The 12,936-nt window shown below is 40.7% G+C and carries 13 protein-coding genes and 1 pseudogene; 7 read left to right on the forward strand and 7 right to left on the reverse strand.

Features of this window, described 5'->3' with window-relative positions:
* Nucleotides 1-317: 317 nt before the first annotated feature.
* The 7 genes from IJ00_RS07835 to IJ00_RS07870 all read left to right on the forward strand — a co-directional run bounded on the left by IJ00_RS07835 (nucleotide 318) and on the right by IJ00_RS07870 (nucleotide 7,210).
* Nucleotides 318-1,136: a CPBP family intramembrane glutamic endopeptidase gene (locus tag IJ00_RS07835; RefSeq protein WP_035151729.1), complete on the forward strand. Its 819-nt coding sequence runs from the start codon at nucleotides 318-320 to the stop codon at nucleotides 1,134-1,136.
* Nucleotides 1,137-1,267: 131 nt separating this feature from the next.
* The gene (locus tag IJ00_RS07840; protein WP_238178459.1) at nucleotides 1,268-1,699 is read left to right on the forward strand and encodes a DUF1772 domain-containing protein; all 432 of its coding nucleotides are present in this window, start codon (nucleotides 1,268-1,270) and stop codon (nucleotides 1,697-1,699) included.
* A 103-nt stretch (nucleotides 1,700-1,802) separates the two neighbouring features.
* Entirely contained in the window at nucleotides 1,803-2,462 is a 660-nt protein-coding gene (locus tag IJ00_RS07845) for a DUF6064 family protein (RefSeq protein WP_035158642.1), read from the forward strand.
* 359 nt (nucleotides 2,463-2,821) lie between these two features.
* On the forward strand, nucleotides 2,822-3,670 hold the full coding sequence (locus IJ00_RS07855) for a DUF6544 family protein (RefSeq protein WP_035151732.1): 849 nt from the start codon (nucleotides 2,822-2,824) through the stop codon (nucleotides 3,668-3,670).
* Between the two features lie 204 nt (nucleotides 3,671-3,874).
* Nucleotides 3,875-4,774: a DUF3267 domain-containing protein gene (locus IJ00_RS07860; RefSeq protein ID WP_035151734.1), complete on the forward strand. Its 900-nt coding sequence runs from the start codon at nucleotides 3,875-3,877 to the stop codon at nucleotides 4,772-4,774.
* 21 nt (nucleotides 4,775-4,795) lie between these two features.
* Nucleotides 4,796-5,920, forward strand: a complete 1,125-nt coding sequence (locus IJ00_RS07865; protein ID WP_238178460.1) for an ABC transporter permease — start codon at nucleotides 4,796-4,798, stop codon at nucleotides 5,918-5,920.
* A 15-nt stretch (nucleotides 5,921-5,935) separates the two neighbouring features.
* Nucleotides 5,936-7,210: an HlyD family secretion protein gene (locus IJ00_RS07870; RefSeq protein ID WP_035151736.1), complete on the forward strand. Its 1,275-nt coding sequence runs from the start codon at nucleotides 5,936-5,938 to the stop codon at nucleotides 7,208-7,210.
* A gap of 262 nt (nucleotides 7,211-7,472) precedes the next feature.
* On the opposite strand, the gene IJ00_RS07875 is transcribed toward IJ00_RS07870, so the two are convergent.
* The 7 genes and pseudogenes from IJ00_RS07875 to IJ00_RS30125 all read right to left on the reverse strand — a co-directional run bounded on the left by IJ00_RS07875 (nucleotide 7,473) and on the right by IJ00_RS30125 (nucleotide 12,879).
* Nucleotides 7,473-8,174 carry a DUF1345 domain-containing protein gene (locus IJ00_RS07875; RefSeq protein ID WP_035151738.1) on the reverse strand — a complete coding sequence of 234 codons (702 nt, stop codon included), beginning with the start codon at nucleotides 8,172-8,174 and terminating at the stop codon, nucleotides 7,473-7,475.
* A gap of 30 nt (nucleotides 8,175-8,204) precedes the next feature.
* The gene (locus tag IJ00_RS07880; protein WP_035151740.1) at nucleotides 8,205-8,477 is read right to left on the reverse strand and encodes a hypothetical protein; all 273 of its coding nucleotides are present in this window, start codon (nucleotides 8,475-8,477) and stop codon (nucleotides 8,205-8,207) included.
* A gap of 141 nt (nucleotides 8,478-8,618) precedes the next feature.
* Nucleotides 8,619-9,029, reverse strand: coding sequence for a hypothetical protein (locus IJ00_RS07885; RefSeq protein ID WP_035151743.1), 411 nt, complete (start codon nucleotides 9,027-9,029; stop codon nucleotides 8,619-8,621).
* A gap of 332 nt (nucleotides 9,030-9,361) precedes the next feature.
* A complete protein-coding gene (locus tag IJ00_RS07890; RefSeq protein WP_035151746.1) occupies nucleotides 9,362-10,183 on the reverse strand; it encodes a potassium channel family protein in 822 nt (273 codons plus the stop codon).
* The gene (locus IJ00_RS07895; RefSeq protein ID WP_035151749.1) at nucleotides 10,180-10,491 is read right to left on the reverse strand and encodes a chaperone modulator CbpM; all 312 of its coding nucleotides are present in this window, start codon (nucleotides 10,489-10,491) and stop codon (nucleotides 10,180-10,182) included. The genes IJ00_RS07890 and IJ00_RS07895 overlap by 4 nt, the downstream gene beginning before the upstream one ends.
* Nucleotides 10,488-11,432: a DnaJ C-terminal domain-containing protein gene (locus IJ00_RS07900; RefSeq protein WP_035151751.1), complete on the reverse strand. Its 945-nt coding sequence runs from the start codon at nucleotides 11,430-11,432 to the stop codon at nucleotides 10,488-10,490. Before IJ00_RS07900 ends, IJ00_RS07895 begins: the two co-directional genes overlap by 4 nt.
* A 71-nt stretch (nucleotides 11,433-11,503) precedes the next feature.
* A pseudogene (locus IJ00_RS30125) lies at nucleotides 11,504-12,879 on the reverse strand (ABC transporter ATP-binding protein/permease).
* Nucleotides 12,880-12,936 lie beyond the last annotated feature (57 nt).

A 12,936-nucleotide genomic window follows, 5' to 3' on the forward strand; every position in this document is an offset into this window, starting at 1 on the left:
TTTTATCTGGCAAATTCATGATCTATGTGGGTTACAGTCCTGATTGGCGTACTTGGATAGGAAATATCTTGGGTATCTTGGCTGGCATCTATGCGGCGAAAGTAGCACTTGATCCAAAACCAAGGAAAAACAAAAATAGAGGGTAAGGAAGCTTTATCATGGGTCAAAAAAATTAAGTGAAATAAACTATTATGAATAACCTAAAACTTTCCGGTGTATTACTCTTTCTTGCTGGTTAATTTTACAGTTGAAAAAATTAGATTTTTGAAAATTACAGAGATAATATTTTTTACAAAGAGTTAAGGAGAAATAAAAACATGAAACAAAAGAAGCAATCACTTAAGCAAATCGGACTTTTTCTACTTTACACTTTTTCCATAACATGGTTATGCTGGCTAATTATCATCATTGGAAACAGATATTTTAATACTCTTTGGTATGGGGAGCCTTTATTTTGGATATTGGACGTAATTGGTAGTTTGGGTCCAGCTATTAGTTCTTATATTATTTATCGACAGTTCAATGAAGATTTTGGTGAAGAATCTTTTGTTAAGTATATCTTTGGCAAAAAAATAGATACAAAAGTGTGGCTGATATTTGGATTATTCTCACTCTGGCGTTTATTTATGATTTGGATCGCTTTTGGAATTAATAAGCCTATATCAATTCTATCTATAATTATTAATTTGCCGCTACTTATCCTTTTCGGTGGATTAGAGGAATTAGGCTGGCGGGGGATTTTGCAACCTAAATTAGAAAAGTTGGTTAATTATTTACCTTCTGTCCTTATTGTGGGAATTATATGGAGTATATGGCATTTGCCATTATGGTTTATCAAAGGGACAGTCCAAAGTTCATTTCCCTTTGGATTATATTTATTTTCAGGAATCATTTTAACGTCCAGCTTTACAACTATTTATAAATACACAAATAACTTATTTATCTGTGTATTAAGTCATGCCTGGTTTAATGGATGTATTGGGTTAGCTTTATATATAGGTAATAATGGAGCATTGCAGCTAAATTTAAATTGGAAAGTAATTGTTGTTTTTTCCATTGAGCTAATAGTATCAGTCATTTTAGGAATAGCATATAGTCGCAAAAAATCCCTTTTGTCTAGTTATGCCATCCGATAGTTACGCGGCATTTCATTACATCTCTAAAATAAGGTGTCGAGATGCATGTTATGGGGCAAAGCAAAATGACATTTCTACGAGCGTGGCGATTCATCACACTCATGCTAGCTTCGTTTAGTCTTAGTTTGTCTATGACACATTTGCTAGAACTGCCGCAACGAATGCAGTTTGATCAGCAACTTTGGGTTAGAGTCACGGTTTTTGAAAATGTTTATAAGTTGTTTGGCTCAGTTGGCGCAGCTTTTGAAATTACAGCAATTTTGACAGCAATTGTGTTGGTATTTCTTGTTCGCAAATGTGGTTCAACCTTCTACTGGACATTGATCGGAGCAATTTTCTTAGTGTTGGCATTTGTGAGTTGGATAATGTTTGTTGCGCCAATGAATGCTGAATTTGCCAAATGGTTGACGAATCCCATTCCAGCAGATTGGAGACAGTATCGGGATCAATGGGAGTATGCACACGCAATTAACGCCTTGATCAAAATTATTGGGCTAAGTTTGTTGGTGATCTCTGTGCTTGTAGAAACGCCGAAAAAGAGAGTGATCCATTCTGAACAATAATAAGGGTTGTTTATATCTGGTAGATGCCCACCTCAACAGTATTAGGAGTATTAGGCGGACTGCTGTGGAAGGGAAATTAGAAACAGTTAACTGCGAGGAAAACATGAGAAAGTTACTTAAAATCCCTTTGACCACCGAACAATTTTTTCAGGTTTTCGAGAAATACAATCAAACTATATTTCCGATGCAAGCTGTACTAATTTTAGTGGCGATCGCATCGGTTGTACTGGTAGTAAGTCGAAAACCATTTGCAAACAAAACCATTTCGGGCTTACTCGGTTTCCTCTGGCTATGGGCGGGTGTTGTTTACCATTTGACTTTTTTTACAGAAATCAGTCCACCCGCTTATCTTTTCGGCGCGTTGTTCGTTTTTCAAGGCTGGTTATTTTTATACGAAGGTATAGTGATAAATCGTTTAAGTTTTTGTGCTAACCAGAAAATTTACGGTATTCTTGGTGCAATTTTAATTGTTTATTCCCTAGCAATTTATCCGTTAATCGGCTATGCGCTGGGACGAAATTTTCCAACATCACCGACATTCGGCGTACCTTGTCCGACAACCATTTTCACCTTCGGCTTGCTGCTCTGGACAGACAAAAAAGTTCCATCAATTTTATTGATTATTCCTATTTTGTGGTCGCTCGTCGGAACCTCAGCGGCTTTGATTTTCGGGATTAAAGAAGATTTCGGATTGCTAGTTGCGGGAACGCTCGGAACGGTTTCTATCGTTTGGCGCGATTTAACACCGAGAATAGAGAGGTAATATGGAAAGTAACACCAAATTGATACTAATTAAAGTCGTTCATACTTTGATATGGATTTTCTTCAATTTTGTGATTTTCTATATGCTTTATGCCGTGATAGCGAATAAACTCGATTTCTGGCTCTGGATTGGTTATGGATTTGTATTTTTAGAAGGGTTAATTTTACTAACTTTTAAATCCCACTGCCCACTAAATCTGCTTGCCCGAAAATACACAAATTCCACAAAGGACAATTTTGATATTTATCTTCCCAGTTGGGTGGCTAAGTATACGAAGTTAATCTATATAACTATTTTTGTAATCATTTTTATCATCACCATTTATCAAATTCTGAATCAACAAACATTAGGTAAGTATCATGTTAATTAAATGGATTGTAATTATTGGTGTTTTAATCGTAGTCTGTACTGGGCTTGCTGTTCTCTATGGTAGCGATCGCTGGCAGTCAGAAACCCATAGTTTACGTACCAAGTTAACCAGTGGACGGCGGATAATTCAGCCGAAAATCTATGATTCAAAGGAAATTGAAGATTTGCCAGTACCAGTACAGCAATTTTTTCAGACGGTACTCAAGGACGGACAACCGATCGTGGCTGTAGTCAAACTCTCCCAGCAGGGACAGTTCAACATGAGCGAAACTCAGAACAAATGGAGTCCGTTTACTGCCACTCAACTTGTGACGACTCAATGTCTGGGTTTTGATTGGGATGCACGTATCCAGATGGCTCCAGGAGTTAATGCCTTTGTTCATGATACCTATTTATTAGGAGAAGGCAGCTTACACGCATCATTACTCGGTCTTTTTACCGTTGCAAAAATGCACGGTGCGCCTGAAAACAATCAAGGTGAATTATTGCGGTTCTTTGCTGAGGCTCTTTGGTATCCTACTGCCCTATTACCTAGCCAGGGAGTGCTATGGGAAGCAATTAATGACACCTCCGCTCGCGCTACTTTGACGGATGGTGCAACAACTGTCTCCGTTGTGTTTCAGTTTAATGCTGAAGGGACGATCGATACGTTTCGGACTGAGGCTCGTTATCGTGACAAGCTGACTGCGATGCCTTGGGGCGGTCGATTCTGGGAATATTCGGTTTGTAATGGGATGCTGATTCCTTTACAGGGTGAGGTGGGATGGGAGTATCCAGAAGGCACTCGGCTTTATTTTAAAGGAAGAACTACAGAGATTCACTATGAGTTTGCGTCTTGATAGACTGCAATCGAAACAAACATCAAAATCAAAATACTGGAGGCAATTATGACCAAACAAATTTCTCTTAATATGCTATGGGATTCAGCGAGATCCAAGGAGCGTGTGTTATTAAATTCAAATCAGAAAACCCTATCTGAGAAAATCTATGATATTCAGAACCTTCCTCTCAACATCTGAACAACTGCAATCAGGGTTCCAATTATGAATATGGCAACTCGTAATGAGCCAATTTATGTATTTCGTTTAACTCCAGAAATATTACTGATTTGGACTACTTTAAGTTTATTTCTGTTCATAATAACAGCATCTGGTGTCAGTTGGTATTATGCCATCATTCATGAACAAACAGTATCTTTCAGTATCAAAAGTGCTGAAGGTGGAGTTTGGCAAGGAATTATTGGCTTGGTGGTTTTGCTTGCTATTACTTTTGTCACCACCATTATTCATGAATTAGTTCATGGAATTGCGTTTGCTGCCTTTGGTGGTTCGCCACGTTATGGATTAAAAGTTAAATATTTCTTACCCCTTGCTTATGCCACTTCATCAGGTGACATTTTTCGCCGCAATGCTTTTATTATCATTACTTTAGCCCCGTTGATAGTCATTGATTTTGTGTCTTTGCTAATGCTAGCAATTTTTCCCCAAGCACCTTGGTTAATTTGGGTAATTGCATTCAATACAAGCGGTGCAATTGGCGACATCTGGATAGCAGTACAATTACTACGTTGCCCAAAATCAATTCGAGTTGAAGATAGGGAAGAAAGCATAGCAATTTATGCACCTCTGAATGTGACTCGCCAAGAACTTCCTTTTCCTATAACTGGTAAAAGTAGATTTAGCTCAAGTATAAAAAATGTGTTGAATATTGCTTTTATGACTTTTGCATTAGTGCTGATTTCTGGTTTTTTGCTAGTACCACTATTGAAAATATTAGAAGTTCCTTCTTTCATTATTGGCAATAATTCTTTTTTGATTATACGTTGGGAGAATACTACAAAAGGATTTGGCTTTGAGTTTACTTTTTTATATTTTGTAATACTTAGTTTTATATTACTGTTACTAATTTCCTTTACTAATATGCTTAAACGACGACACTTCTAATAGTAATTGGAGTTAACACTGATGATAAATCGCCGTCTATTGGCTCTGTTAATCAAAGAAAGCACTGAACTATTGCGTAATCGCCAACTGGTTATCTTTCTCACAATCGCCCCGATTATTTCAATGGTGATTTTTGGCTATGTGATGAATTCCAATGTGACGAACTTACGGCTGAGTATTTTGGATCAAAATCAGGTGGCAATCAGCCGAGATTTTGTGGATGCGTTTACTGCAAATCATGTGTTTCTTGCGACTCGCCACACCAACAGTCAACAAACTCTCACCCAACAAGTTGAGCGGGGTGAAGTCGATGCTGGATTAATCATTCCACCTAGTTTTGATCGGGATTTGCTGCAAACTGGAAAATCAGAAGTTCAGGTTGTGGTTGATGGAATTAACGCCTACAGTTCTGGACTTGCAAAGGGCTATGTCAGCCAAATTACAACTCAATTTAACTTAGATTTACTCCAACGCTATCAACCTGTGTCAACTGGGTTAGAAGTCCCCGTTCAAACTGAAATGACGTTGCGCTACAATCCCGGAATGCTTGATAGTTGGTTCTTTGTTCCTGGTGTGCTGGGCGCAATCATCACCTTGAGTGCTATTCTGGCTGCGGCTGTGGAAGCGGTTCGAGAAAAGGATCAAGGAACACTAGAACAGTTGTTGATGACTCCAGTTGCATCAACTTATATTTTGATTTCTAAAATTGTGCCGATATCTGCTTTACTCACAGGTACATTGCTGATTTGTTTCCTCGTTGCTCACTGGGTTTTTGCCTTACCTTTTCGCGGAAATTTATTTTTATTACTGCTATTTTCTATTCTCTACATTCAGATTGGTGTTGCCATTGGACTGGCAATTTCCACATTTTCTGAGAACAAATTGCAAACAATTTTGATTGGGATATTTCTCAATATTCCCATTATTTTATTAGGCGGGGCGGTGACGGCGGTGAATAGTATGCCGCTTGTATTTCGCTGGATTGCCCAAATTAATCCCCTTTATCATTACTTGATCATTCTTCGCAGCATTCTTCTTAAAGGTGCAGGTTTGGAAGTTTGGGGTTTAAATGCGATCGCCATGATTGTATTTGCAACCGTGACAGTTCTGGTGAGTGCAAATCGCTACCGTAGTCAATTAAGTTAATTCAGGGTGTATTTTATGTCACAAACAATCAATTCTGCCAAACCGATTACAACCCCGCCAAAGTCTGACGAGCCAAAAATTCCCACTCCGAAAAAACCCCGACGCTGGTTGTGGATTTTGGGCGGGACTGTGGCGATCGCATCTGTCGGCTTTGGAGTCTGGTATGGGTTTTTTCGTCCCCAACCTGCAAACATCATTCAATTCAATGGACGGATAGAAGGCTATGAAACCGATGTCAGCACCAAGGGCATTGGTCGAGTGGAGGAAGTTACTGTGCGGGAAGGAGATACAGTCAAAAAAGGACAATTATTAGTGCGTCTTAGTGATGAAGAGGTACAATCTGAACTGAGCGCAGCCACAGCCCAGGTAAATGCGGCAAAACAACGAGAAGCTTACGCCCGCTTACAAATCTCTATTCTCGCAGATCAACTCGCAGATGCTAATCTGAATTTACAGCAATCCCAAGGTGACACCCAAGGTAAAGTTGCGGAAGCTAACGCCCTTGTCTCAACCGCAAAGGCTGTTGTGAAACAAGAACAAGCACGAGTTTTAGAAGCGCGGGCATTAGTTGAACAGGCGCGGGTAGATAGCGATCGCTATGCCCATCTGGCGATTGAAGGAGCAGAAACCAAACAACGCTATGAAGTGGCGCGAACCGTTTACAATACTGCCAAAGCTGCTCTGCAAAGCCGTTTAGCAGCTGTGGAAGCCGCACAAACAGCTGTTAATATTGCTCAGGGAAAATTGACGCAAGCACAAACCACAACCCTAAATCCAGGGCGACAACAAACTAATGTCAGTCGATTCGAGACACAAGCACAACAGGCACGCAACACAATAGCAGCCGCCCAAGCTGATGTAAAAACTGCCCAAGCAAATCAACAATTGATTCAGAGTCGCTTGAACAATCTGACGGTGAAAAGCCCGATTGATGGCGTTGTTACGACACGCAGCGTTGAACCAGGTACAGTGGTTTTACCATCGCGCCCCTTGCTGAGAGTTGTAGACTTGAGTCAAGTTTATCTGCGGGGCTTTATTCCCGGTGGGCAAATTGCTCAAGTTCGCGTCGGACAACTTGCCAATGTTTATTTAGATAACGATCCCAAACACCAAAAGTCTTTTAAAGCAACCGTTACCGCCATAGATTCTAAAGCCTCCTTTACCCCAGAGAACGTTTATTTTCAGAGCGATCGCGTGCAACAGGTATTTGGTGTGAAACTAAGCCTCGAACAACGAGAAAGACTAGCAAAACCGGGAATGCCTGCGGATGGAGAAATTCCCTTGAATTAAACATCCAGCCCACTCAAGGTGGTGTTGGGCTTTTCCAGGAAGTGATAAGGTAAAAGAATCCTTTATTCAGAACTACGATCGCTCTGCCAGTGTAGTGCGGCGAATCGTTAGCCTACCCTTTAAAACTGGCGTTGACGCAGTCTTCCGCAGGGAAGGTATTATTCTTGAGGAAGATATTTTATGAAAGCAGGGCTTGATTTTTACGCATAAACCATGAATTGACAAAAATAAAGTGATGTATTTGACATTGTGCTGCCAATATTTACTGAATTAAACCTGCAATGATATTAATGCTCATCGCCACAATTGCGGTATTGAAGAAAAAAGAAAGAACGCTATGGAATAAAGATAAACGCCTCAGAGATGGCGAGGTAATTTGGACATCTGAAACTTGACTAGTCATCCCAATAACGAAAGAGAAATATAAAAAATCCCAGTAATCTGGCTCAATATCTTCAGGAAAATCTAGTCCTCCAGCATGACAATCACTCTCAGTTTTGTGGTCCTGATAATATTCATGAGCATAGTGCATCGCAAATATAGTATGGACGAGTAACCACGACCCAATAATTGTGAGCACTGCTAGAATTATATGGGGAATTACTACACTTATATCTTTCTCTTTAGTTTCTCTTAAAATAAAGGCGATCGCTAATATGCTAGCGCAGGCAGCAGCAGTAATTAAGCTCAATATTACCAAGCGTCCCTCGTCTTGACTTTGAGCATTACGGCGCATTATTTTTGGTCTTGCTCGCGTCATTAGCGCCCAAGTTGAAGCTAGAAAACATATTACCCCAGCATTCCATATACAGAGAATTCGAGTAGATAAACTCAGTGAATATGGAACCAGAACCGATACTATTAAGGCAACTATGATAGATAAAATTAGGCGAGAGCGAACTCTCCATTGGTGAGGAAGTTTACCTTTGGCAAAAGTTTGTGTAGGTTTTTGAGGTAAGTTCATGGTTGATAGGATTTATTGATACTTACCTACTTATTGAATTTTCCACGCCATCAGACTAATAAGGACAACAAAACCTAATGCTCTACGAAAGTAATTAACGCCTTGAAATAATTCTTCCCAAGCCCAAGTAAATAAGGAGCCAAAGGCTAGTATGTCCAATCCTATATTAATTCTACCTGTTGTAAAAATTATCTTTAATAAACTAGCTCCAATCCAGACAATGAGTGGTAAATTGGGCATCTGAGCTAGCACAATTTTGCCTTCTCTATCCCGGAACACTTGATTAAAAAACGTATTCTCCATTATTTTAGTCTGTAAAGTAAATGTAATCAAAGGTATGAATTGAGTTCATTTTTGAAAGGGAATACGCTCCTCTCACTGCATCCGCACTATCTTTATCTCACAGATAAATGTATAGTTTCTTTCTAGTATAGATATCATTGTCTACCGCGACTTGGCAAAGTACTGTCGAGTCTTGGCAGAGATTTGATTATTTGTCATCTTGTCAACTATCTCAATGCCTACAACGCGACTACCAAGGTTATTTTTTTCTAGACGTTCTTTCAGTTCCTCTTTTGCCTCACCTGGTCCAAATATCAAAATAGACTCTGCATCACGAATATATGCAATTACCGCATCATAGTAAACATTGAGTTCTCCTGTAAAAGTTCTCTGGAGGCTATCATCTGCGGGTACTTGATGTGATTCGTAAGTACCCTTAAGAGGTGAATCACCAGAACGCCGAGGCTGTTTTTCTACTTCTGATATTATCTCTTTGATTTCTTCCCCTTTCTCCGTAACAGCCACAACAATGGCTTTCCTATGGTCGATCCACAGCCCTACATTTGTTCTCATCGATATCTCCTTTTTTAACTGGTTATATCTAAATCTAAGTATCTATGAAAATTAATCTTGCATTTTTTTAATCTGCATTCTTGATTGGATAGGGTACAGAGGTAAATGACATATGCAAATAGTTTAGTCTTACTACTTATTAATAGGTCTAATTAAATACATTTAACCCTTTAACTTCAATTGTTGAGTAAGGCTTGATTAATATGGCGATCGCTCTGCCACCCATAACATGGTCTATTACTAACTTACCTTTTAAAATTGGCGAAGATATTGTTCTTGAGGAAGATTTTCTATGAGAGCAAGGTTTTATTTAATTTGCAATACTTCGGAAATTATTGGTCTAAATCTCGTCGTACTAAGGCTTGAATCTCAGTTCGGAGTGCGGTAATTTCTGCTTGCAAGGCTTGAAGTGATTTTGCCCTCGCTAGTTCTGCTTGATTATTCTCAGTATCTTGACCCACAAATAATGTTGCCAGGGTTGCAGTCACATAACCACTTATAGCAAACGCATACAGTGCCAGGAAAAAGCATAGTATTCGACCTTCTGCTGTTTTCGGAAAGTAATCAGAACCGATGGTGGTCATTACCATTGCCGTCCACCACAGCGCAGTACCATAGTTGATGATAGTGCCATTAGGAAGTTCGCGCTCAAACGCATAAATTCCAGCCGCTCCAATGAGGGTGACAATCACGGTTAATCCCGCCACATAGCCAAATCCTCGTCTACCAATACTGGCTGCTAAAACTCGCATTCCTTTGTTGGTTCGTGTCATCACTCGCAACAACTTTAACCCTCGAACCCCATGAGCTGATTGCAAAGACTGTATTAATGGCACAATCCGAAAGATTCGCAGCGCTGGAATCAACAGCGAAAAAGCGGTCAACCAGTTATGTCTGAGGTAGGACATTCTGTGAGGAGCGAGGAGAAATTTGATACCAAAATCTATGAGAAAGGCGAGCCAAATTACGGTAGCGATCGCTTCTAGCAGAGGATTCAGTCCCCAAACTAGCTCAACGATAAATAGCCCTAACCAAGCAAAGCCAAGCACCAGCATGGGCGTTTCTAGCCAATTGTCCCACTGTTGCAGCACCTCACTACGCTCTTGTTGGCATAGCCTCTCAGTATAAGACTCTAAGGGTGGCTTTGACCTCATAAAGGCTTTTCTTGATGAGACTGATACATTTTGACCATTGCCCGTAATTGGGCGATTTCAGTTGCCATATCTAGCACTATTGAGGCTCCGACTAAGTTTAGTCCCAAGTCTCGACGTAACCGTTGAATCTGAGCAATTCGCGCGATCGTATGGGAATGCAACATACTACCAATTGGTTCGATTATGCCTAACTCAACATAAACCTGTAAAACTGTAATTGAAGTCTCAGTCATCAATGCGGCATATTCAAAGCTGTAGAGTTGCTCACCATCCAGGGAGACCACGGTTTTTGAAAGGCTGAAACTCATAACTTAATCTCCTCTAACTGGACACGGGGGTTAAAGCTGGTATTTGCCTGGATTTTTTCGTAGTATTCTTCCTCAATTGGACTCAGGTCTTGGGGTGTGACAATCTGAAGTTTGGCGAACAAGTCACCTCGTCCACCTTTTGGCAATGTCCAACCTTTACCCCGCAGTCTCAGCGATTGCCCCGAACGCACCCCTTTGGGAATTTTCATCGTCACGCTACCATCAGGGGTTGGCACTTTGATTTCTGCCCCTAAAACTGCTTCATCAGGTCGAATTGGAATGTCACAAACCAGGTTATTATCCTCAAATCGAAAGAAGGAATGTGGTAACACTTCGATAGTTAAATATAAATTGCCACGCTGTTGAGAGAATGGACTAGGACGACCTTTACCCTTGATGCGAATTCGGCTTCCTGATTTTGCCCCTGGGGGAATACGAACATTGATGGTTTCGTCGTCGAGTTGTAGTCGCTTCTGGACACCGTGGAATGCCTCAGAAAACGTGAGTGCGATCGCAGCTTCTGTATTCGGTGCAGGAGCTTGGGAACGAAATCCATCACCAAAACCATCAAAGCCACCAGTAGAGGTTGTACGTCTAGATCGACCTAGCAGATCGTTGATAAAGGAATCAAAGTCTCCATATTGATCGAAGTTGCTCGTCGCAGCATTAGTTCCCCTAGGTGATGCTGCTTCAGTGTAACCAGGATTATTCCAGTGCTGACCAAACTGGTCATACTTTTGCCGCTTTTCTGGATCAGAGAGTACCTCATTTGCTTCATTGAGGTCTTTGAACTTTGCCTCTGCGTCTTTATCTCCAGGATTGAGGTCAGGGTGATATTTGCGGGCAAGCTTACGGTAATCTCGTTTAATTTCTTCAGGGGTTGCGGTTTTGCTGACTCCCAGGATGGTATAATAATCCTTAAAATCCGTTGCAGTAGGCATTACTGACCTCTCAAACGTGAGTTATTCTGTCGAGGGTACACTATAGATTTTCATAATCGAATCCAGCAGCTTCAGAGCATCTGGTTTGGTGCGCTGAAATGAATTACATCCAATAATCGAGCCGAAGCCACCACCCCCTTGAATCGCCCGAACTTCTTGGAGTAGAGCCTCATCTGTATGGGTAGCTCCACCTGAAAAAATCGCAATTCTTCGACCATTGAATGTACATTGGACAACATGACGGACTCGATCAATCGGGGTAGCAATGGGAATCTGCATTTTACAGATAAGTTCTCAATTAAAATTCTTTGATAGTTAGGGGTTTGGAGTGTGATATTTTCTAACGCTAAACAATTTTCTACAGGAGAGGGTGCATTAGTAGTAATTTCAGTTTTGATGGTTGGCTGTTCACTACCATCAGGCTGGTTCACTGTTGAGTCGCTAGTCTCCAAAAATTCCAAAAAACTGTATAAACGTTCAACACCTGCGCCAAAATTAGCCAGGGACTGAAAGCGTGACACAATTAAGTTGAGGGAGAAAAAGACCCGGATGAAAGCTCCTTGTGCCTCGGTGACTTTACCAACTTCTAACTCACCTGCAAAAATGCCAGGTGCCACCACAATGGCAGGGAGAATAAAGGGAATAAATTCATAGGCATTAGTTAATATATTGAGATTTAGTTCCCAAAAAATTAAGCGTTTGAAGTTGTCAAAAACTTCTAAAAATTTGCCTCGAATTCGATCAGATTCGTACTGCTCTCCCTGGTAGAATGCGATCGCTTCCGCGTTCTCTCGCACTCGCACCAAGCTAAACCGGAAATCAGCCTCTTTTTTCAGCCGTTCAAAGTTAAGTCGATTAAGGGCTTGCCAAATACCCCAACTGTTGTCAAAGTACCAACCAGGGCATAAAATACCAAAAACCAGATTAACGGTTGAGAAATACCCCACAGCACACTGCTAAAAGCTCCAATCGCTAATAATGAATCAACTACTGCCAACAGCAATGCTAGGGACTCATAGGTAAAGCTTTTGACATCTTCAGTAATCCGTTGATCGGGATTATCAATTTCGGCATGGTCATAATTTAGGTTATAAAATGCTCGATTTTGGAAATAGCGATCGCTAAAATAGTTTGTCAGCCATTGCCGCCATTGTAAGCCCAAGCGATCGCGTAAATAAACGTAGCCTGCATAGAGTGGGGCATAAACGGCTAATGTCCCTGTAAACACCAGAATCGTTTGCCAAAATCTCGCTTCATCTTGGGCAGATAGTGCCGAAATTAGCACGCCTCGCTTGTTGTTGAGCAACACACTCAGCCCGGTGTAGCCCAAAGATAACAGAATGACTAACAGCAGTAGTCCGCGTGCATACCATTTTTCGTCGCTCGACCAGTAAGATTTAGCGATCGCCCAGAATCTTTTAAGTATAATTAAGTTAAATCGTTGCATTGATTGTGAACCATACAAAGTTAATCAGCTATTCAAGATAAGCTGAGAACAGCATTG

The sequence above is a fragment of the Calothrix sp. 336/3 genome (assembly GCF_000734895.2).
Lineage (GTDB): Bacteria > Cyanobacteriota > Cyanobacteriia > Cyanobacteriales > Nostocaceae > 336-3.